General features: G+C 73.8%; 14 protein-coding genes. 6 read left to right on the forward strand and 8 right to left on the reverse strand.

The annotated features are described in order from the left end of the window. Positions 1-64: 64 nt before the first annotated feature. The 5 genes from ACXN5W_RS12450 to fxsT all read left to right on the forward strand — a co-directional run bounded on the left by ACXN5W_RS12450 (position 65) and on the right by fxsT (position 9,435). Entirely contained in the window at positions 65-448 is a 384-nt protein-coding gene (locus ACXN5W_RS12450) for a hypothetical protein (protein ID WP_473158381.1), read from the forward strand. Further along, the gene (locus ACXN5W_RS12455) at positions 445-2,325 is read left to right on the forward strand and encodes a caspase, EACC1-associated type (protein ID WP_473158382.1); all 1,881 of its coding nucleotides are present in this window, start codon (positions 445-447) and stop codon (positions 2,323-2,325) included. Before ACXN5W_RS12450 ends, ACXN5W_RS12455 begins: the two co-directional genes overlap by 4 nt. Before the next feature lie 246 nt (positions 2,326-2,571). Continuing rightward, positions 2,572-4,014 (forward strand): VMAP-C domain-containing protein, encoded by a 1,443-nt coding sequence (locus tag ACXN5W_RS12460; protein WP_473158383.1) that lies wholly within the window; start codon positions 2,572-2,574, stop codon positions 4,012-4,014. A 22-nt stretch (positions 4,015-4,036) separates the two neighbouring features. After that, entirely contained in the window at positions 4,037-5,098 is a 1,062-nt protein-coding gene (locus tag ACXN5W_RS12465; RefSeq protein ID WP_473158384.1) for an AAA family ATPase, read from the forward strand. Beyond that, entirely contained in the window at positions 5,095-9,435 is a 4,341-nt protein-coding gene (fxsT, locus tag ACXN5W_RS12470) for an FxSxx-COOH system tetratricopeptide repeat protein (protein ID WP_473158385.1), read from the forward strand. Before ACXN5W_RS12465 ends, fxsT begins: the two co-directional genes overlap by 4 nt. Here fxsT and ACXN5W_RS12475 read toward each other — a convergent pair. From ACXN5W_RS12475 to ACXN5W_RS12500, 6 genes are all read right to left on the reverse strand, one after another. Continuing rightward, positions 9,405-11,321, reverse strand: a complete 1,917-nt coding sequence (locus tag ACXN5W_RS12475; protein ID WP_473158386.1) for an HEXXH motif domain-containing protein — start codon at positions 11,319-11,321, stop codon at positions 9,405-9,407. The two genes, fxsT and ACXN5W_RS12475, sit on opposite strands and share 31 nt — an antisense overlap. Further along, complete coding sequence (locus ACXN5W_RS12480) at positions 11,321-12,541, reverse strand: FxsB family cyclophane-forming radical SAM/SPASM peptide maturase (RefSeq protein WP_473158387.1); 1,221 nt, start codon at positions 12,539-12,541, stop codon at positions 11,321-11,323. The genes ACXN5W_RS12475 and ACXN5W_RS12480 overlap by 1 nt, the downstream gene beginning before the upstream one ends. Before the next feature lie 9 nt (positions 12,542-12,550). Continuing rightward, the gene (gene fxsA / locus ACXN5W_RS12485) at positions 12,551-12,769 is read right to left on the reverse strand and encodes an FxSxx-COOH cyclophane-containing RiPP peptide (RefSeq protein ID WP_473158388.1); all 219 of its coding nucleotides are present in this window, start codon (positions 12,767-12,769) and stop codon (positions 12,551-12,553) included. 345 nt (positions 12,770-13,114) lie between these two features. Beyond that, positions 13,115-13,948, reverse strand: coding sequence for a siderophore-interacting protein (locus ACXN5W_RS12490; RefSeq protein WP_473158389.1), 834 nt, complete (start codon positions 13,946-13,948; stop codon positions 13,115-13,117). Positions 13,949-14,017: 69 nt separating this feature from the next. Further along, on the reverse strand, positions 14,018-15,250 hold the full coding sequence (locus ACXN5W_RS12495; RefSeq protein WP_473158390.1) for a deoxyguanosinetriphosphate triphosphohydrolase: 1,233 nt from the start codon (positions 15,248-15,250) through the stop codon (positions 14,018-14,020). After that, complete coding sequence (locus ACXN5W_RS12500) at positions 15,251-15,607, reverse strand: VOC family protein (RefSeq protein WP_473158391.1); 357 nt, start codon at positions 15,605-15,607, stop codon at positions 15,251-15,253. It lies immediately after the preceding gene. A gap of 241 nt (positions 15,608-15,848) precedes the next feature. Between ACXN5W_RS12500 and ACXN5W_RS12505 the strand changes: the two genes are divergently transcribed. Next, complete coding sequence (locus ACXN5W_RS12505) at positions 15,849-16,358, forward strand: roadblock/LC7 domain-containing protein (protein ID WP_473158392.1); 510 nt, start codon at positions 15,849-15,851, stop codon at positions 16,356-16,358. Between the two features lie 24 nt (positions 16,359-16,382). On the opposite strand, the gene ppdK is transcribed toward ACXN5W_RS12505, so the two are convergent. Together ppdK and ACXN5W_RS12515 are read right to left on the reverse strand one after the other, a co-directional pair. Beyond that, on the reverse strand, positions 16,383-19,115 hold the full coding sequence (gene ppdK, locus ACXN5W_RS12510) for a pyruvate, phosphate dikinase (protein ID WP_473158393.1): 2,733 nt from the start codon (positions 19,113-19,115) through the stop codon (positions 16,383-16,385). Positions 19,116-19,594: 479 nt separating this feature from the next. Next, the gene (locus tag ACXN5W_RS12515; protein ID WP_473158394.1) at positions 19,595-21,787 is read right to left on the reverse strand and encodes an AMP-binding protein; all 2,193 of its coding nucleotides are present in this window, start codon (positions 21,785-21,787) and stop codon (positions 19,595-19,597) included. Between the last annotated feature and the right edge of the window lie 9 nt (positions 21,788-21,796).

Genomic DNA, 21,796 nt, shown 5'->3' on the forward strand with positions numbered 1-21,796 from the left:
TGACCCGGCGCGTCATGCTGGGAGGCCGGTCGGGGATTGATCGGGCGGCTCGGTGGGAGGCGATGTGGTGGAGGACGAGGTGGTGGTGACCGCCGTCCTGGGCGGCGGACCGGACGAGCGACCGGCCGACCTCGACTGGGAACTGGCCTCGCTCAACGAACGGTTGTGGAGCGTGGGAACGGTACGGCCGGCGCCCCCGGTGCCGGCCCCGGGCGACACCCGGGGGGTGGACATCGGGGCGATCGGCGCGGTCTGTGTCGCCGTGCTGCCGGCCGTGCCGGACCTGCTGGCGGCGCTGCGGGCGCTGCTGAGCTTCGCGGAACGCCGGCCGGGCCGGACCGTCCGGGCGGTCCGGCCCGACGGATCGAGCATCGAACTCACCGGGCTGTCCGAACGGGACCTGCACGCGCTGGTCGAGGACTGGATCGACCGCCGCCCGGCGCCGTGACCACCCGCCGGGCCCTGCTGGTCGCGTCGTCCGAGTACGCCGACGGCCGATTCCGGCGGCTGCGCTCTCCGGTCCACGACGTGGACGGCCTGGCGGCGGTGCTGGGCGACCCGGGCATCGGTGGGTTCGAGGTCGACCGGCTGGTCAACCGGCCCGAGGCGGAGATCCGGCGGGCGGTGTCCCGGTTCCTGCGTACGGCCAACCGCTCCGACACGTTGCTGCTGCACTTCGCCTGTCACGGCTACAAGGACGACCGCGGCCAACTGCACCTGGCGGCGCCGGACACCGAACTGGACGACCTGATGGCGACCGCGCTCCCGGCCGAGCTGCTCAGTCGCCTGATCAGTCGCTCGCCGTCCCGACGGATCGTGCTGGTCCTGGACTGCTGCTTCAGCGGCGCCATCTCCCGGGGGATGACCCACCGTGGCGACGACGACACCACGGTGCCGGTCGGCGGGTTCTTCGACGACCACGGCGAGGGCCTGGGCATCATCACCGCCAGCCAGGCCGAGGAGTACGCCCTGGACGTCTCGGCCGACCCGGTCGCGCTCCAGTCGGAGGTGTCCCACTCGGTCTTCGCGGAGGCGTTGATCGAGGGCCTGCGCACCGGTGACGCCGATCTCGACCGGGACGGCCGGATCACGTTCGACGATCTCTACGGGTACGTGTACCGCCGGATGGGGGCGGCCGGCGTACCGCAGACACCGGGCCGGTGGAACTGGATCCGTGGCAGCCTCGTGGTGGCGCACCGCGCGGAACGGGCGGCGACGTCGGCGGACCCGGCGGCGCCGGACCTGACAGCCCGGGGCGTGGCAGCGGACGGTCCGACGACCCGGCCTTCGGCGGGCCCGGCGACGGTCGGCGACGGCCCGGCCGACCAGACCGGGACGCCCTGGGACGCACCCCGGCTGGACTGGAGTTTCGCCGTGACCCTGGCGGTGGACCGGCTGGTCAGCGTCCGGGCGCGGACCTCGGCCGAGCGGTACGGGTGGGGTGCCCTGCGCAACGGGGAGCTGGCCACCGCCGCGAGCTACTTCGAGAAGGCGGCCGACCCGACCGATGCCGGCTCGGCGTGGTGGGGACGGGCGATCTGCCACGCCGCCGAGGAACGGTGGGACGCGGCCGGCGCCGCCTTCGAGCGGGCCGCCGACCGGTTGGCCGCGGAGCTGCTGTGGGACACCGGCGGCCTGCTCGGCGCGGTCCCGGCCACCGCCCCGAGCGGCGCCGACCCCTTCGGTGGGTACGACGGTGACCCGGCGACGCCGGAGTCGGCGGGCCTGTGCGCGGCGGCCGCCCTGCTGGGCGCGGTCACCTTCACGGCCGCCGGCAGTCCGCGGGCGGACGACGTGCTCGACGCCGGGCTCGGCCGGACGCCGTTCTGTCCCCAACTGCTCGCCTACCGGGGCCGCCGCCGCTCGGAGCCGGCCGCGCTCAGCCTCGCCCTGCGGCTCGACCCTCGGGTGGCGGACGACTTCGCGGTCGTCGGACTGGACGTCGACCGGCCGCTGCGGGACGCGGTGGCCGAACTCGAACGGCGGCTGGACCTCGTCATCCAGGCCCGGAACGGGATCGCCGGGCTGGATCGGGACCTCGGACCGGGCCGGGACCCCGGGCCGGCGCCGTACACCGGTTCGGTGCGGGATCGGCTCGACACCCGCCATCGCGCGCTGGCGACGGAGCGGGCGGCGCTGACCGACCGGCTCGGGCGACTGCCGGCGCTGGCCAGTGAGCTGGTCGCGCACGCCTATGACGTCCGGGCCATGGCGCTGGTCCAGACCGTACGGGCGGTGGAGCTGGCCGCCGTCGAGGCGCTGCGCCGAACCGACGCGCCGAGCCCGGTCACCGCGTTGGGTATACCGCCCCGATTCGCTCGGTGAAAAAAAATCCGCTGTCGACCTTTGGACAGCAGCCCGGTGATGGGGCTGACGAGCCCGGTCCGGCCCCTACCATGAAGAGACGCACGTCACTTCCAGGTGCCGCAGCCGAAACGGATCCCGGGCCGCCGACGCCACCGGTATCCGGACCTTGCCGACCCCGCCCGGTCGTGTTCGTACGAGGAGTGGACCTGTGCCAGTGATCGAGACCGGGCGCCGGCGGCGCCATCGCTGCGGCCGGAGGTGGTAGTGGCGTCGAACTCCGCCTACCACGAGCGATTCGTGGCGGCCGTGCTCCGGATCCCCGGCAGCCGGCACCGGGAAACCCGCGACCGGTACGTCAGCGCCCTGTCCCTGCTGCTCGACGCACCGCCCGAGTTCGCCCGGTCCGAGCCGGCCGAGGAGGACGTCGCCGCCATGGTCGCCTGGTGCGCCGGGCAGCCGTCCGGGCTGGCCCGGCTGGTCGAGGCGATCGCCCTGATCGAAGGCCCCTCCGAGCAGTTGGACCGGCTCCGCGCGCTGGAGTCCATCCGTCGGCCCGCCGAGGTGCTCGAACCGGACGAGCGGGCCCGGGTGGAGGCGCTGCTGTCCGAGCTGGACCCGGCGGTCGTCCTCGACCTGCTCCGCGACCTGCTGACCCGGTGGGGGCCGCGACTGCGCGCCGAGGCCACCGATCCGGGCACGGTGGTCCGGCTGCTGGAGGATTCGATCGCCGGGGCCGACCGGGCGCATCCGCTGTACGTCTTCCTCAGCCGCCTGGCCGGCCTGGTCGCCGCGCCGGCCCGGGAGGACTTCGCGGAGCTGGTCAGCAGCGTCGGGGACCGCACCGGTGTGCCGGCCGAGCCGGTGCCGGACCCGCCACCGGTCCGACCACCGGGTCAGCACCACTTCGTGCTGCGGCTGGCCGAGGACGGGCGGACGAACTCCCGGTACCTGCTGCACATCTGGCTGGTCGGCGAGGACGGCACCTGGGACCTGCGCTACACCTCGGACACCCCGCACCTGCTGCCCGAGATCCGCGACCTGCTGGACGAGCAGCTCGGCCGGCTGGCCCGCGACGACCGGGTCGACGTGGGCGCGCTGGCCGTCGAGTTCATCCTGCCCCGGTCGCTGCTGGGCCACGACGTCGACCAGTGGATGGTGACCGCGCCCGGCTACTCGAGCCCGATCGGCGTCCACTACCCGGTGGTGGTCCGCGACCTGGCCCGGATGCGGAACCGGATCAACCAGCACAACTGGCAGGTCCGCTGCGAGTCGTTGCGCCAGGGCGACCGCTCGACCGGCGGTGGCACCGTGGCCGGCGCCGTCCGGTTCGAGCATCCCGACGATCCGGTCCGGTTCGCCGAGCTGATGCGGAATTCGGAGCGGCCGGTCTGCCTCATCGTGCTCGGCCCGGCCAAGCGGCACGTGCTGGGCAACATCAGCGCGTGGCTCACCGCCGGGCTGCCGGTGATCGCCTGGTGCCGGTCGGACGAGCACGCCACCCGGTTCGAGGCGTACATCCCCACGGTGCTGGTCAGCGGCGGCATCCGGGCACTGCCGGGCGCGGTGTGGCGGCTCCGGCAGGACGCCGGTGGGACGGACCCCTCGACGGGACATGTGGGGACGCACATCGCCCTGCTCTGGGACGTACGGGACCGGCTCCCGCCGGACGAGCGGACCCGGCTCAACCACCCGGCCCAACGGATCTAGCCGCAGAGGAAGGCGGACAGCGGTGAGCATCGACACGAGCCCACCGGCCCCGGAGACCACCGGTGCCGACCTGGACTGGCGGATCTACCGAGGTGGCGGGCAGCGGCACGACGACATCGACCGGCTGCCGCCCCCGCCCCGGTGGCGGCGCTTCCGGGGCGGCGAGCTGATCGAACCGCGACTTCCGGCCGACGACCCGGGGGTCCGCCGGGCCGAGGGCTACCAGATCACCGACGACGCCATCGAGATGGTCAACGCGGCGCTGTATCTGCGGCGCCCGCTGCTGGTCACCGGGAAGCCGGGCACCGGCAAGTCCACCCTGGCGTACAGCATCGCGGCGGAGCTGATGCTGGGTCCGGTGCTGCACTGGCCGATCACCAGCCGGTCCCGGCTGGACGACGGCCTCTACCGGTACGACGCCATCGGCCGGCTCCAGGAGAGCAACCTGGTCCAGGTCGCCGGAACCCCCCAGACCGGCGAGGACGGGCGGGACGTCCCCGACGTCGGCCGGTACGTCACGCTCGGGCCGCTGGGTACGGCGCTGCTGCCGCAGGCCCGGCCCCGGGTGCTGCTGATCGACGAGCTGGACAAGAGCGACATCGATCTGCCGAACGACCTGCTCAACGTCTTCGAGGAGGGCCGGTTCGAGATCCCCGAGCTGGTCCGGTTGCCGGCCGACCAGCGGCTGGTCGAGGTGATGACGGCCGACGGCACCGGGCGGGTGCCGGTGCGGGACGGGATCGTGTCCTGCCACGCCTTTCCCGTCGTGGTCATCACCAGCAACGCCGAGCGGGAGTTCCCGCAGGCGTTCCTGCGCCGGTGCCTGCGCCTGGACATCCGGCCGCCCGACGAGCGGACCCTCGCCCGGATCGTCGAGTCGCTGCTCGGCCCGGAGGCCGTCGAGCGCAGCGGCGACCTGATCAGCCAGTTCCTCGACCAGCGTGACCGCGGGGAGGCGGTGACCACCGACCAGCTGCTCAACGCCATCTACCTGGTCACCTCCGGCATCCGGCCGCCGGAGTCGACCCGGGCCCGGCTGCGGGCCAACCTCATCCGCGACCTCAGCGCGACCGGCCTGCAATGAACCCTTCGCGACCTGACCCGCGAGGTGCCCGGACGCCGTCGTCGACCCACCGGGACGACGGGCCGCGCGGACAGGTCGACGAGGTTCCGACGCTCGACCGGTTCATCTCGGAGCTGGGTGAGGCGGCCTCGGCGCTCACCGCCGAGGAGCTGGCCGAGGCCCTGTGGCTGGCCCGCTACCTGCCCGGACAGACCGTCCCGGCCGGTGCGGACCCGGCACCGCCGGCGGTCCCGCCGGAGGGTGGGGAACCACCGCCGGAACCGTCCCGCGGGTCGGGCCGGCCGAACGGGGACACGACGACCGGCGGTGGCACCACCCGTACCGAGCGAGCGGGTGGGGGTGCCCAGCTCTACCTGGCCGGTGACGATCCGCGCGGGGCGCTGCGCGCGGGCAGTCCCGCCGTCCCCGCGCTGCCCCACGCGCTCGCCCTCGGCCGGGCGCTGAGCGGACTGCGGCGGGCCGTGGAGACGCCGCGCGAGCTGGAGTTCGACGAGGATCGCACCGCCGAGCTGGTGGCCGAGACCAGGACCCTGCGGGTCGCGTACCGGCCCGGCCGGGACCACTGGCTCGACCTGGACCTCGTGGTGGACACCAGCCCGTCGATGGTGGTCTGGGAGTCCACGATCCGCGAGATGGTGGCGTTGGCCCGCCGGCTGAACGCCTTCGGCGGGGTCCGGGTCTGGCGGCTGGGCGCGGACGCCGCGGGCTCGGCGCCCCTGCTCGGCACCGGGGCCACCGACACCCCGCGCGACCCGGGCGAGCTGGTCGATCCGGCTGGCCGGCGGCTGGTGCTGGTGTTCAGCGACTGCATCGCGCCGATGTGGGCCGGCCCCGACCTGCGGCGCTGGTTGGACCGGTGGGGCCGGGCCGGGCCGGTGGCCATCGTCCAGCCGTTGCCGCAGCGGCTGTGGCACCGCTGCCGGCCGCCGCTGCACCACATCACGCTGCATCCGCCCGGCCCGGGGGCGCCGATGGCCCGGATGCGGCCCGAGTTCCGCGAGGACGGCACGCCGGTGCCGCGCAACGCGGTGGCGATCCCGGTGCTGGAACTGACGGCGCCCTGGTTGGAGACCGGCGCCGCGCTGATCACCGGCCGCGCGGCCCGGGTCAACGCGGTGGCCCTGCTGACCCGGCAACCGCCCGACCCGCTCGGCGGCATCGGGCTCACCGCCGAGGAGGCACCACCACCGGACCCGGCCACCCTGCCGGCCACCGAGCTGGTCCGCGCCTTCCAGGCCGGCGCCTCGGCCAACGCCCGGCACCTCGCCGAGTTCCTCGCCGCCGCGCCGCTGACGTTGCCGGTGATGCGGCTGGTGCAGCGGCTGATGCTGCCCGACTCACTGCCCCGGGACCTGGCCGAGGTCTTCCTCAGCGAGCTGCTGTACCGCAGGACCCCGCCATACCCGCCGATCCCCGCCGACCGGGTCCTCTACGACTTCCGCCCGGACGTGCGGCAGGTGCTGCTCACCGGGCTGCGGGCCGGCGAGGCGCTGACCGTCCTGGACGAGGTCTCGCACTTCGTCAACCAGCGGATGGGCACCTCGTTCGACTTTCCCGCGCTGCTGGCCGGGCAGCGGCACGGCGTACCGGTGAGCGGGCTCGGCCAGCCCTTCGCCGAGGTGGCCCGGGAGGTGTTGACGGCGCTCGGCGGCCGGTACGCCGCCCTGGCCGACCACCTGCTGCCGGCGACCGCTCCGCTGCTCGCCGGCGCCGACGCGGCCGGGCACCGGACCGACGACCCACGATCCGGCCCGCCCATCCGGGACCGGAAGGGAGAGCAGATGACCCCCACCGACGACCCCGGTGCCACCGTCCCCGGCGGCGCCACCCACCGGCCGGCCGTCTGGGGCGGCGACATCCCGCCCCGCAACCCGGACTTCACCGGCCGCGAGGAGCTGCTGAAGGCGCTGCGCCGGCAGCTGACCGGGCGGGTACGCACGGCGTTGCTGCCGCACGCGCTGCACGGGCTCGGCGGGGTGGGCAAGACCCAGCTCGCCGTCGAGTACGCCTACCGCTACGACCACGCGTACGACCTGATCTGGTGGGTGCCGGCCGACCAGCCGGCGCTGATCCGGCAGTCCCTCAACGCGCTCGCGGTCCGGCTGGAGCTGGTGGCGCCCGACGACGCCGATGTCGGCCGGGCGCTCAACCGGGTGTACGACGCGCTGCGCACCGGCCGGCCGCACCGGCGCTGGCTGTTGATCTTCGATAACGCCAACCGGCCCGAGGACCTGTCGCCGTTCCTGTCCATCCCGGGCGGACACCTGCTGATCACGTCCCGCAACTACAGCTGGGCGGGCATCGCCCAGACCCTTGAGGTCGACGTGTTCACCCGGGAGGAGAGCATGGAGCTGCTCACCGCCCGGCTGGCCGGGCTCGACGAGCCGGAGGCCGACCGGCTGGCGCAGCTGCTCGGCGACCTGCCGCTGGCGCTCGAACAGGCGGTGAGCTGGATCAACGGCACCGCGACACCGGTGGGCGAGTACACCGAACTGCTGGAGAAGCGCACCGTCGACGCGCTGCGGGAGGGCACGGCCGGCACGTACGGCGCGCCAGTGTCGGCGGTCTTCGGCCTGGCGCTGGACCAGCTCGCCCAGCAGAACGAACCGGCGCTGCAACTGCTGGAACTGTGCGCGTTCTTCGGCGCCGAACCGATCTCGATCCGACTGCTGCCGATGGGCCGGTACGCCAGCAACCTGCCGGGCGTCCTCGACAGCACGGTCCGGGACGACATCGCGCTGCGCCGGGCGGTCCGGGACATCGGGCGGCTCGGATTGGCCCGGGTGAACCCGACCCGCAACAGCGTCCAGGTGCACCGGCTGGTCCAGGCCGTGCTGCGGGACCGGCTCGACCCGGCGCAGCGGGTGCTGTACCGCCGCAGCGTCCAGGAGATCCTGGCCGCGTACAACCCGGGTGACCCGACCGACGACCCGAAGACCTGGGACCGGCACGCCGAACTCGGCCCGCACGTCGCCGCCACCGAGGCGGTGCAGAGCGACTCGCCGGAGATCCGGGACGTGGTGCTCGACCAGGTTCGCTTCCTGTACGTGACCGGCGACTACGTCAGCAGCAGGGAGCTGGGCCAGACCGCGTACGAGGTGTGGAGCCGCAAGCTCGGCATCGACCACCGGCTGACCATCGTGACGGCCCGGTACCTGGCCAACGCGATGCGCTCCACAGGTGACTTCGCCGCCACCCGGGACCTGAACGAGCGGACCCTGGAGATCGCCCGGCGCTCGCTCGGGGAGGACCACGAGCACACGCTGGCGCTCGCCAACAGCGTCGGCGCCGACCTGCGGCTGTCCGGTGACTGGCACCGGTCCCGGGCGCTGGACGAGGACCTGCTGGTCCGGCACCGACGGGTGTTCGGCGAGGAGGACCCGAACACCCTGCGGGTGGCCAACAACCTCGCCGTCGACCTGCGGTTGCTCGGCGACTTCCGGGCCGCGTACCAGCTGGACCTGGAGACCTGGAACCGGCGTCGCCGGGTGCTCGGGGAGGACCATCCGGACAACGTGTTCGGGGTGCTCGGCGGGGTGTCCCGGGACCTGTACGGGCTGGCCCGCTACTACGAGGCGATCGACCTGCAACAGCGGTGGCTGCCGGTGCTGGAGGAACGGCTCGGCCCCAACCACTCCAACGTGCTGCTCGCGTCCCGGATCCACGCCGCCTCGCTGCGCAAGGCCGGACGGGCGCACGAGGCGCTGGAGCTGTCCCGGGCGGTGGTGGAGCGGCGACGGGACCGGTACGGCTCGGACCACACCGAGACGATGAGTGCGATGCTCACCCTGTTCACCGTGCTCGCCCAGACGGACCGGCTGGCCGAGGCGAAGGTGCTGGGCGAGGAGACCGTGGCCGGCTATCGCCGGGTGATCGGAGAACGTCACACCTTCACCTACGTGGCGATGACCGACCTGGCGATCGTGCTGCGGATGGCCGGCGACTACCAGCGGGCCCGGGAGTTGGACGAGGCGGCGTTGCACGGGTTGTCCACCGCGCCCGCCCTCGGCCCGGACCATCCGTACACCATCTGCGCGACGGTGAACATGTCGAACAACCTGGCGTTGGCCCGCGAGCACGAGGCGTCCGTCGCGCTGCTCAGCGAGCTGTGGGAACGGGCCCGCCGGGTGCTCGGCCCGGAACACCCGGAGGGGCTGGCCGCCGCCGCGAACCTGGTGCTGGACCTGCAGGCCATCGGCGAGCTGGACGCCGCCCGGGACCTGCGCGAGGAGACCCTGCGCGGACTGCGGCGCAGCCTGCACGCGGACCATCCGGACATCGACGACCTGCTGCACGGCCGCCGGCTCTACTGCGTGGTCGACCCGCCGCCAACCTGACCGGTGCGCCGCCGGACCCCGGCGGCACCGACCGGATCCGCTGCCGGGCCGGCCAGCCAGTGGCCGAGGTCGACCGGGTCCGGAGCCGGTCCGCCGGTCGCCCGGACGGCCCGGTGCAGCCCGAACACCACCTCGGGGTGATCGCGCCACAGCCCGCCGGCGGGGCCGCCGAGCCGGCTGCCGGCCAGGGCGAGCCCGAGCCAGTGGCCACGCTCGTCGGGCTCAACATCGATCTGCCCCCGGTACGCCTCGACGGCCGCGCCGAAGTCCCCCCGCGCGTAGGCGTGGTCACCGGCGCTGGCGGCCGGGCCCGACCGGTCCAGCTCACCGGGCTGGGCGCAGGTACCCGCCGGCCCGTCCCCGGCGCCCGCTGCTCCGTCCCCGGCGTTCGCAGGCCGGTCACCGGCACCCGCTGCGCCGTCCGGCCCGGCCAGCCGGTCCAGTGCCAGGTCGAGCCGGGCGTTGCGGGCCAGCGCCCGGACGTCGTCCGGCACCACCCGGGTGGTCAGCCCGGCCAGCGGATCCGGGCCCAGCGGTCGGCCGGCGAGCCAGGCGGCGGCGAGCCGGTCGAGCCGGTCGGGGTCCGGGCGCAGGTTGCGCAGCCGCCAGCCGGTCCGGTGGTCCTCGGCGGCCTCGGCGGCGAGCCGGGCGAGTTCCGCCGGCACCGGCTCGGCCAGCCAGGGCTGCTGGACGGCGCGCATCCCGGCGAGGAACCGCTGGCCGTCGGCGTCGAACCGGCCGGACCGGTCGAGTTCCAGGAAGGTTCGCCAGACCCGTTCCCGCCACCTGGTGAACTCGAAGTGCGCGAACCGGGCCCGGGACCCGGTCAGCACGGTCCGCTGCACCCGCCAGAAGTCGGTGACGCCGAGGAAGGCGTACACCCCCTGGAACAGCCCGCCGAGCGGCCGGGGGTCGTCCCGCCAGGGGGCGTAGTACCGCCGGACGCCGTCGTCGGCGTACATCGGATACAGGTCGAGCAGCGCGCCCAGCTTGGCGTGCTGGAATTCGTGCAACAGGGACGCGGCGAAGCCGAGCGCGTCCCGGGGCATGGTGAGCGAGATCGAACCGAAGGCGTGCATCGAGGTGCCGTTGATGCCGTTTCCGGAGGTCGGTGGGGTCAACGGCACGATGCTCACCAGCCCGGCGGCGATCGGCACGGCGTACCGGCGGTGGTGCCGGACCAGCACCCGCCACGCCTCGTCGAGCAGTTCCTGCCAGCGCTCGCTCTCGGCCGGGGTGAGCCGGTCCCGCGCGTCCAGCCGGTGGGCGTCCCGGTACGGGTCCAGGTCATCCAGCCGGACCTCGACGGCGAGACCGTCGCAGGTCGACCGCAGCCGGCGCAGCCCCGACCAGCCCGGCGCGTCGGCACCCGGCTCGGCCGGCACCGGCACCGCACCCACCCGGACCCGGCCGGACCGGGCGGTCACCCGGTGCGTACCCGGTCCGGTGTCGGCCCGGCCGAGCCCCGGCAGGTACACCGCGCCGTCCACGGCCGGCACCTCAAGGTCGATGTCGAGTCCGGCCCGGATCGCCGCCGCCGCCGCGATCGCCGGCAGCTGGTCGAGCGGGTCGGCGGCGGCCACCGACCCGGCGGGCGCCACCGCGATCCCCGGTGCGGCGCGGGCCACCCGCGACGCGGCCACCGCCCAGGTGCCGAAGTGCGGCGCGGCCACCGCGTCGACCAGCACGCCGGGGTCCGCGGTCTGGGCGGCCACCAGCAGCCGGTACGCCGCGTCGAGCCGGTCGGGCGCCGCGTCGAGGATTCCACGCAGCAGCAACAGCCGCCGGCTGACCTGCGCCGACCGGAGCGCCGCGATGGTGGCGGCGTCGCCGTGACCGGCGGCCAGCCCGGCGAACTGCGCGGCCGTCAGGGCATGGGTACGCATCACGACCTCCCGGTGTCGACCGGTGGGATCCCGGGGGCCGGCGCGGGTCCGGTCAGCCGGGCCACGTCGGCGCTGAGCCGGCTCCCGATGTACGCGATCAGCCGATACAGGTCGGGGCAGTAGACCGACGGGTTGCGGAATCCGTTGTCCGCCCGGTAGCGGTGCGGGTAGTAGCCCCCGCCGCAGACCCGGTGCAGCGGGCAGTTCCGGCAGTCCTCGGCCAGGGCGTCGACCCCGAGTTGCCGGTCCCGCACCGCCTGGTGGGTGAGCGCCGCGTCGAGCGGGTGGTCGAAGACGTTCAGGGTGGTCGCCGTCGCACCCGGGTAGGTGGTCCGCAGCGTGTCCACCTGTTCGAGGCCGCCGTCGGTGTCCACCACGATCACCCCGACCGGGCTGAGTCCCACCGACTCGGACCGGCTCGCGCCACCGAGCAGCCCCGTGATGATCTCCTGGAACAGCCGGATCCCGACCTCCTGGTGCGGGGCGTCGTACCAGCGGTCGAACACCTCGATCAGCCACTGCCCGTACGGCGCGGTGGAGTCCGCCGGGCGGCGTGGCGGTGGAACGCTCCAGTTCCCGTGCGGCAGCAGGAAATCCACCGCCGGTGGCGAGTGGGCCAGCAGCGACTCGTACGTCTCGACCGGCGGATTGTCCAGGTCTATCACGCAGAGCAGGCCGGCGAACGCCCCCGGGTGCCGGCGGAGCGCGGCGAGGCCGCGCAGCACGGCGGGATGGCTGGACCGGCCGTCGGCGTGCCGCCGGTGCCGGTCGGTGGCGGCCTGCCCGCCGTCGAGGCTGATCCCGATCCGGATGCCCGCCTCCCACAGCGCCGTGACCCGCCGTTCGGTCAGCAGCAGGCCGTTCGTCTGGACGGTGAAGTCGACCGCCGGGCCCGGACCGAGCCGGGCGCGCAGCCGGGCGGCGGCCCGGATCAGCGGATCCACTCCGGACAGCAGCGGCTCGCCCCCGTGGAAAACAACGCGGATCCGGCTCAGCCGGTGACGGGCGACGTGCTCGGCGATCCGGTGGCACGCCTGCTCGACCACCGGGTCCGGCATGGTGGTGTTGGCGGCCCACCACGGGTCGACGGACTCGTACAGATAGCAGTAGTCACAGGCCAGGTTGCATCGGCTGGCCATTTTGAGGACGAACTCGGAGAACGGTACCGGGCGGCCGGTGGCCCGCCCCGCGATGTCCGGACGGACCTCGGCGGCCGCCATGGCGGGCGCTCAGATGGCCGACTGGAAGCCGGCGACCGCGTCCTGGGGGCGGTCGATCTCGGCCAGGATGCGACGGAGGCTGCGGTTGATCGCCGTGTCGGGCAGACCGCGCAGGTCGGCGAGGCTCACGCGGGTGATGTCGACCAGGTCCGAGACCGGGTCGCCGTCGGCGGCCGGCCGCGCCGTGGGCACGACCGGGCAGCCCTGGTCGGCGTCGCTCGACCCCATGCCGGCCTCCAGAAACGCAGGAGCTACAGACGTGCGCCCGTACCGGTGGACCCGCGAGCGCGGTAACGCTACCACCCGATGCGGGCGCTGGATGTCGGTCACCGGCCGGGCCCGCGCGGTCGGCGCGCGGCGCCGCCGACGGGGCGATCGACTTGGCCGGATATCGACGTACTGAGGTAAATTCTTCGGCCCGCTCAGCGTACTCCCCAGCCAGCCGGATCGATCCGTTTTGCCCAGTTGCCGTCAGTGGCCGAACCGACGGAGCGGAGCGTACGTTCGGCGCGAGGAACCGGCCGACCAGCCCCACAACCGCCGGTCAGGACACCACCGGTCAGGACGCGCCGGTCAGGACAGCGCCGCGACCTCCTCGGCCTCGACCACGCGGTTCCACTCGGCCTTCGCCGCCCGCCAACCCTCGTCGTCCACCCCGGCCCGCCAGTAACCGGAGATGGACAGCCGCTCGGCCGGCACCGCCCGGTCGACCCGCAGCAACCGGCGCAGCCGGCGGACGAACCCCGCCTCGCCATGGACGAAGGCATGCACGGCACCCGGCGGGAAGTCGAACGCGGAGACGGCGGCGACCAGCGCCTCCCCCACCGGACCGGCGCCCCGGTGCAGCCAGACGATCTCGACGTCGGCCTCGGACGGCAGCTTCTGCTCCTCGGCGCCGTCAGCGACCTCCACGAAGACCCGCGCGGTGGCGCCGGACGACAGCCGCGCCAGGGCCGCCGCGATGGCCGGCAGGGCACTCTCGTCACCGACCAGCAGGTGCCAGTCGGCCGCCGGGTCCGGCGCGTACCCGCCGCCGGGACCGAGGAACCGGATCACGTCGCCGGGCCGGGCGGCCGCCGCCCACGGCCCGGCCAGCCCCTCGGTGCCGTGGTGGACGAAGTCGATCGTGAGTTCACGGGCTGCGGCGTCGAACTCCCGCACCGTGTACGAGCGCAGCCTCGGCCACTGCTCGCGGGGCAGGTCGCGGTGTATCACGTCGAGATCGAAGGGCTCCGGATAGCGCACCTCCGGGCGCGGGAAGATCAGCTTCACGTAGTGGTCGGCGAAGTCGCCGACGGGCAGCCCCGCCAACTCGTCACCGCCCAGCACCACCCGGATCATGTGCGGGGTGAGCCGCTCGGTCCGCACCACTCGCGCCGTGGTGATCTTCCTCTTCCGTTCCGCCATGCGACTTAGGCTACCCTAACGAAAGGAAGGGCCCCTCCTTGTCGCTTTCGGTACCGGAAGGGCCCCCGGTCAACCGGTCGGTCCGCCACGGGCGAACCGCCGGTGCCAGGCCACGGCGGCCGGGTCGGTGAGCGACGCCACCTGGTCCACCACCACCCGCAACCGGGCCGCGTCGTCCGGCGCCGCCGTCCACTCGGGAGCGAAGACCGGGTCGAGCCCGTCCGGTGCCCGCTCGACCAGCCGGCACACCAGCTCGGCCAGCACCTCGCGCTGCCGCTCGTACCGGGCCCGGGCGCCGCTGCGACGCATCACGTACCGCAGCGCCATCCCCTTCAACAGCGCACACTGGGCGCGCACCGGCCGGGGCACCACGAGGTCGGCGGCGTACCGGCGCAGCGGACCCGGGCCGTACCGGTCGGTGGTCGCCTCGACGGCGGCGGCCACGAAGCGTCCCACCAGGACGCTGGTGGTGGCCTTGACCGCCGCCTGGGCGCGGTGACTGCCGTCGTATCCGGACAGCGGCGCCAGCGCCGGGTCGGCCAGCAGGTCCGCCAGGACCCCGGCCAGGTAGTCGACCGGTTCCGGCGAGTACGTCGCCGCCACGTCGGCGCAGAGCGCCGCCCGTTCGTCCGGGTCATCCGCCAGCGGCGCGACCCGGAGGTAGCCGCCGTGTACCCCGTCCTCGACGTCGTGCACCGAGTACGCCACGTCGTCGGCCCAGTCCATCACCTGCGCCTCCAGGCAGCGGACCTCGTCCGGCACGCCCGCGCGCAGCCAGCGGAACACCGGCTCGTCGTCGGCGTACACCCCGAACTTGCGCCGGCCGGGCCGGCGCGGCCAGGGATACTTCCCGGCGGCGTCCAGCGCCGCGCGGGTGAGGTTCAGCCCGGCCGAGCGGCCGTCCGGGCCGTACACCTTGGCCTCCAACCGGGTGAGTACGCGCAGCGTCTGCGCGTTGCCCTCGAAGCCACCGCAGTCCCGGGCCACGGCGTCCAGCGCGGCTTCGCCGTTGTGCCCGAACGGCGGGTGCCCGAGGTCGTGGGCCAGGCCGGCCACGTCCACCACGTCCGGGTCACAACCCAGCCACTGGCCCAGTTCCCGGGCGATCTGGGCGACCTCCAACGAGTGGGTCAACCGGGTACGCAGGAAATCATCGGTACCGGCGGTGTGTACCTGGGTCTTGGCGGCCAGCCGGCGGAACGCGGCGGAGTGCAGGACCCGGCCGCGGTCCCGCTGGAACGGGCTGCGGGCGGCGCCGGTGTCCTTGGCCGGCTCGGACACCCACCGCAGCGCGTCGTGCATCTATCGCCGGGCCGAGCTGAGCACGCAGAACTCATTACCCTCCGGGTCGGCCAGCACGGTCCAGTTGACCTCCGGGGACTGTCCCACGTCGACATGCCGGGCGCCCATGTCCACCAGCCGTTCGACCTCGGCCTCCCGGTCGTCCGGGCGCAGGTCCAGGTGCAGCCGGTTCTTTCCGGTCTTCTCCTGACCGACCGGCACGAAGATGACCGCGGGCAGGGTTTCGGGAGCGCGGCGGATCTCCACCTCGTCGTCCGTCTCGTTGACGACCTGGTAGCCGAGCGCCTCCGCCCACCACCGCGCGAGCCGCGCCGGATCCTGGGCGTCGACCACCAGGTTCTCCCACACGCTGCCCACCGGCACCGCCTCCTCGTCCGAACGCCACGTCCATGTGACGGCCAGGTTACGCCCGTTCCATGACGCGCGCGGATCGAGCAATGACAACCTCCGATAGGCCGAGTTTGCTGACCGATCGCCGCGCACCGGGGAACACATCCACCCGGGCCCGGGTGTAGCGTGCCGGAAGCGGAACGTCACCGGATGTCGGAAGGTCGACCGAGTTGCAGCGGCGACCGCCAGCCCGCAAGGAGAGACGCCTGTGGATGCCGAAGCCACCCTGCGGCGCGAGCTGCACCAGTTGCGCCGCCGTCGATCGGACGTGGCGGGCACCGTGTTGGCCGGCGTTGACGGCCTGCACATCACCAGTGACCTGCCGAAGATCGACCCCGAACACGTGGCCGCGATGGCCGCCACCGGCGCGGGGCTCGGCAGCCGGTTCGCCGAAACGGTGGGACACGGCCAGCTCAGCGAGTTCGTGGTACACGGCACCGAGGGGTACGTCGTCTGCTACCCCGCCGGTTGGCAGGCGCTGCTGGCCGTGGTGACCCGTCCCCAGGTCAACCTGGACCGGCTGCACCCGGAGGCCAGGACGCTCGCCCACCGGCTCGGCGAGCTGGTCGACTCGCTCTGGCCGCCGGCGCCCGGCACGGGGATCGTGCCAGCTCCGCGACCGGGCACCGAGCTGCGCAACCCGCGTACCGTGCGAACCCCGTTGACCACCGCACGCGCCAGCCACGACGGCCGCCGCCGCCCTCCCGGCCACCCCTGAGCCCGGGAAGACGGCGGCGGAAGGTCAGCGGCTGTCTGATCCAGCGCTCCGGACGGCCGCCCGACCCGCCTCCAGCCGGGCCACCGGCACCCGGAACGGCGAGCAGGAGACGTAGTCCAGGCCCACCTCGTGGAAGAAGTGCACCGAGTCGGGATCGCCACCGTGTTCGCCGCAGACGCCGAGTTTGAGGTCCGGCCGGGTGGCCCGGCCCTCCTCGCTGGCGATCCGCACCAGCCGGCCCACGCCGTCCCGGTCCAGGGTCTCGAACGGCGACACCCCGAAAATGCCCCGTTCCAGGTACGCCGAGAAGAACGCCGCCTCCACGTCGTCCCGGGAGAATCCCCAGGTCGTCTGGGTCAGGTCATTGGTGCCGAAGGAGAAGAACTGGGCGGCCTCGGCGATCTGCCCGGCGGTCAGCGCGGCCCGGGGCAGCTCGATCATCGTGCCGATCAGGTGCGGCACCTCGATGCCCTCCCGCGCGCACACCTCCCGCGCGACCCGCTCGGCCTCCTCGCGTACCAGCTCAAGCTCCTGCACCGCGTCGACCAGCGGGATCATGATCTCGACCCGCGGGTCGCCGCCGGCCTTGCGCCGTTCGGCGGCGGCCTCGATGATGGCCCGCACCTGCATGGCGAACAGCCCGGGGACCACGATGCCGAGCCGGACGCCGCGCAGCCCGAGCATCGGGTTCTGCTCGTGCAGCCGGTGTACGGCCTGGAGCAGCCGCAGCTCGTTCTCGTGCGCCTCACCGCGTTCCTCGGCCACCGCCACCCGGACGGACAGTTCGGTGATGTCCGGCAGGAACTCGTGCAGCGGCGGGTCGAGCAGCCGGATCGTCACCGGCAGGCCGTCCATGGCGGCGAAGATGCCGATGAAATCCTCCCGCTGCAGGGGCAGCAGCGCGGCCAGCGCCTGCTCCCGCTCGGTCTGCGAGTCGGCCAGGATCAGCCGCTCGACGTACTGCCGCCGTTCGCCCAGGAACATGTGCTCGGTACGGCACAGCCCGATGCCCTGGGCGCCGAACCGGCGGGCCCGCTCGGCGTCCTCGGGGGTGTCGGCGTTGGTCCGGACCGCCAGCCGGCGACCCCGGTCGGCGTACGCCATGATCCGGTGTACGGCCCGGACCAGCTCGTCAGCGTCCTCGGCGGTCGGGTCGAGATGCCCCTCGAAGTAGTCGACCACCGGGGACGGCACCACCGGGACCTCACCCCGGTAGACCGCCCCGTTGCTGCCGTCGATCGAGATGACGTCGCCCTCCTCGATCACCACGTCGCCGGGACCGGTGAACCGGCGGCCCTTCGTGTCGACGTCCAGCTCCTCGGCGCCGCAGACGCAGGTCTTGCCCATCCCCCGGGCCACCACGGCGGCGTGCGAGGTCTTGCCGCCGCGTGAGGTGAGGATGCCCTGGGCGGCGATCATGCCGTCCAGGTCGTCCGGGTTGGTCTCCCGGCGGACCAGGATGACCTTCTCCCCGGACTGCGACCACCGCACCGCCGTCTGCGAGTCGAAGACGGCCCGCCCGACCGCGGCGCCGGGCGACGCGTTCATGCCGGTGGCCAGCAGGTCCGCCCTGGCCCCCGGACCGAACCGGGGGAACATCAGCTGCGCCAACTGGACGCCGGTCACCCGGTTGAGCGCCTCGTCCGGGTCGATCAGCCCCTCGTCCACCAACTGGGCGGCGATGACGAACGCCGCGGCGGCGGTCCGCTTGCCGACCCGGGTCTGCAACATCCACAGCTTGCCGCGTTCGATGGTGAACTCGATGTCGCACAGGTCCCGGTAGTGCTCCTCCAGCCGGGCCATGATGCCGAGCAGTTCGTCGTACGACCGCTTGTCGAGCCGTTGCAGATCCTGCAACGGCACCGTGTTGCGGATGCCGGCCACCACGTCCTCGCCCTGGGCGTTGGCCAGGTAGTCGCCGTAGACGCCCTGGTGACCGCTGGCCGGGTCGCGGGTGAACGCCACCCCGGTGCCGGAGTCCGGGCCGAGATTGCCGAAGACCATGGCCACCACGTTGACCGCGGTGCCGAGGTCGGCCGGGATCCGCTCCTGCCGGCGGTAGAGCACGGCCCGCTCGGCGTTCCACGACTCGAAGATCGCGTTGACGGCCAGGTCGAGCTGCTCACGCGGGTGCTGCGGGAAGTCCCGCCCGGTGTGCTTCACGAAGATCGTCTTGTACGCCTCGACCAGCCCGCGCAGATCGGTGGCGTCCAGGTCCAGGTCGCTGCTGGTGCCCTTGGCCGTCTTGGCGCCCTCCAGCGCGTGCTCGAACTCCTCCCCCGGCACGTCGCAGACCGTCCTGCCGAACATCTGGATGAGCCGCCGGTAGGAGTCCCAGGCGAACCGTTCGGCGGCGGCCGGGTCGGCGCCCTCCGCCGCACCCGCCTGCTGGGCCAGCCCGTACACGCTCTCGTCGTTGAGGCCGATGTTGAGGACGGTCTCCATCATGCCGGGCATCGAGAACTTCGCGCCCGAGCGGACCGAGACCAGCAGCGGATCGGCCGCGTCGCCCAGTTTCCGGCCCATCGCGCTCTCCAGCGCCCTGAGGTGCGTGCCGATCTCCCCGGCCAGGCCGTCCGGCGTCTCTCCACTGTCCAGATAGGCCCGGCACGCCTCGGTGCTGATGGTGAAGCCGGGTGGCACCGGAAGGCCGAGGTTGGTCATCTCCGCCAGGTTGGCGCCCTTGCCGCCGAGCAGGTCCTTCATTTCCTTGTTGCCCTCGGCGAAGTCGTACACGTACTTGGACTGCGCGGTCACCGGAGCCTCCTGAGTCGTTCGACGCTGAACGAAGCCTTAGTTCTGTTCTTACCCCGCTGCCACCCGGCCCCACCAGGGCCGACCGGCACGCCCCGCGGGCCTGGTGGAGCCGTTCGGTGGGCGAAGGCTAAGCGACCACCGGGTGATAGGACAGCGTTCGGTGACAATGCGCACAACCGTCCCTGCTGTCCCGGTTCGTCCGGGCGCATGGGAGCGTTTCTCCGCGCACAACCGCGCACGACCCCCCTTCGCCACCCGGCCGCCCCGGCCGCCCCGGCGGGGGCGGCACCGGTCGGGCGCCGGTCGGGCGCCGGTCGGGCGCCGGTCGGGCACCGGTCGGGCGCCGCCCATGATCACTGGTACGTCAGCGACCTCAACTGGGCCGGTTGAGGTCGCTGACGTACCAGTCGGCAAGGGCGGACCCGCGGGCTGGGGGCGATCTCACCCGCGGGCGCCGCGTTGAGCAGGTCGAGGACGGGTCAGCGGAACATCTCGGCGATCGCGGTGGCCGCCCGGGCGGGCTGGGTGGTCGGGAAGTAGTGTCCGCCCTCGACGATCCGGCAGTCGACCAGCAGCGCCGCCGGCAGCCGTTCGGCCACGGTCTCCGGGGGACACAGCCGGTCGCCGGCGCCGAGCAGCACGTGTACCGGCGCCCCGATCGGCCGATCCAGGCCGGCCGGAGCCAGCGCGATGTCCCGGCGGAACCGGGGCAGCAGCAGCCGGCCGATCTCCTCGTGGGTCAACGAGGTCTCCGGCAGCAGGCCCACCTCGGCCAGCCCGGCGATCAGGGCCGCGTCGTCCGGCTCGGTGAGCAGCTTGCGGAGCGTGTCGCCGACCGCCAGCGGCGGCGCCGCGAGCAGCAACCGGGCGCCGTCCAACCCTGCCGTGCCGGCGAGGTCGGCCAGCGCGACCACGAGCACCGCGCCCAGGCTGTGGCCGAGCAGCACCGTCCGGTCCGAAAGGTACGGCCGGACCGCCTCCCACCAGGCTCGGGCCATCCGATCGAGGTCGGCGCCGCCATCGTGCTCGGCCTCGCCGGCCAGCACCCGCCAGCCTTCCGGCAGGTGACCGGCGAGCCGGCTGAACGAACCGGCCGAGCCGCCGGCGTGCGGGACGCAGATCAGCGTCCGGTCCGACCCCTCCCGCAGGGTCCGCAGGGTCACCGAAGCCCGCCCCGGGGGGACCACCGGGCCGGTGGGCCGGAGGCGGTACCGGGCGAGCTTGCCGGTCGAGGTGACCGGCAAGCCGTCCACCACCTCGACGGTGGCCGGCCGCTTGAACGGCGGCAGGCCGCGCCGGAACGCCGTGCGGACCGCCCCGCGCAGCCGCTCGCGGTCGACACCGGCGGCCGGCACGACGTACGCGACCGCCTGTTCGAGGCCGTGCGCGTCGCGGGAACCGACCACGGCGCACTGGGCGAGCCCGGGTACGTCCCGCGCCGCCGCCTCGATCTCCAACGGCGAGACCTTGAAGCCGCCGATGTTCAACAGGTCGTCGCGGCGACAGACGTACCCGATGTCGCCGTCCGGTGCCCGCCGGACGATGTCCCCGGTGTACGCGCCACCGTCGGCGAAGGTCAGCGCCGCCGCGTCCGGCCGGTCCAGGTAGCCGGCGGCGACCGAGCCACCGGCCACGTGCAGCCGGCCCTCGGTACCGTCCGGCACCTCCCGGCCGGCGTCGTCCCGGACGGTGATCCGGGTCCCCGGTACGGCCCTACCGGTCGAGCCCGGCTCGGTGCCCCGGGTGGCCACCACGACGTGCAGCACCTCGGTGGCGCCCAACCCGTTCACCAGCGGGACGCCGAAGACCCGGGTGAACTCCGCGCACACCGTGGCGGGCAGGTGCTCGCCGGCCGAGACGGCCAGCCGCAGCGACCCGAGATCGGGCGGCTGACCGTCCCGGGCCCGGTCGAGCAGCGCCGCGTAGACCCGGGGCACCGCCGTCAGCACGGTCGGCCGGTGCCGTGCCACGCCCGCGCTGATCGCGTACACGTCGGGCGGGCCCGGGTTGAGCACGACGCCGGCCCCGGCGGCCAGCGGGAAGATCAGCGAGTTGCCGAAGCCGTACCCGAAGGACAGCTTGGCCGTGGACATCACCCGGTCGGCCGGCGTCAGGTCGAGAACCCGGCCGAACCCGTCGAGCACGGCGGCCAGCCCGTCAGCGGTGTGCAGCACCCCCTTCGGCACACCGGTGCTGCCGGAGGTGTACTGGATCAGCACCACCTCGGCCGGCTCCGGCGTCGCGGCCGGTGGCGCCGGCAGGTCGACCGGATCGGCCCACCCGGGCCCACCCCGGGGTACGTCGAGGGCGCCGTCGGCCGGCACCACGGCCGCGGCCCGGTCGTCCAGGTGCAGGTAGCGGGCCCCGCAGTCGTCCGCGATGAAGGCCAGTTCCGCGCCGGTCAGCAGCGGGCTGACCGGTACGGCGACCATCCCCCGCCACCACATCGCGAGGATCGCCACCACGGTCGGGATGGCGTCGTCGGCCACCACCAGCCCCGCCGAGCCGGGCGGGATGCCGGCGGCGGCCAGCCGGGCCGCGTACCAGCGCACCGCGCGGTGCAGCAGGGCGTAGCTGATCCGGCCGTCGGCGTCGACGTAGGCCGTCGCGGCACCCGCGTCGTCGGCCAGGTGACCAACCAGCAGCCGGTCGAGCAGGGCTGAGTCCGTCATCTCGGTCAC

The organism is Plantactinospora sp. A48 (assembly GCF_055793945.1).

Coding starts and splice junctions, on each gene's coding strand:
- fxsT (WP_473158385.1), top strand. CDS start 5,095: ATGAACCCTTCGCGACCTGACCCGCGAGGTGCCCGGACGCCGTCGTCG.
- ACXN5W_RS12480 (WP_473158387.1), bottom strand. CDS start 12,541: ATGGCGGCCGCCGAGGTCCGTCCGGACATCGCGGGGCGGGCCACCGGC.
- ACXN5W_RS12475 (WP_473158386.1), bottom strand. CDS start 11,321: ATGCGTACCCATGCCCTGACGGCCGCGCAGTTCGCCGGGCTGGCCGCC.
- ACXN5W_RS12495 (WP_473158390.1), bottom strand. CDS start 15,250: ATGCACGACGCGCTGCGGTGGGTGTCCGAGCCGGCCAAGGACACCGGC.
- ACXN5W_RS12490 (WP_473158389.1), bottom strand. CDS start 13,948: ATGGCGGAACGGAAGAGGAAGATCACCACGGCGCGAGTGGTGCGGACC.
- ACXN5W_RS12515 (WP_473158394.1), bottom strand. CDS start 21,787: ATGACGGACTCAGCCCTGCTCGACCGGCTGCTGGTTGGTCACCTGGCC.
- fxsA (WP_473158388.1), bottom strand. CDS start 12,769: ATGGGGTCGAGCGACGCCGACCAGGGCTGCCCGGTCGTGCCCACGGCG.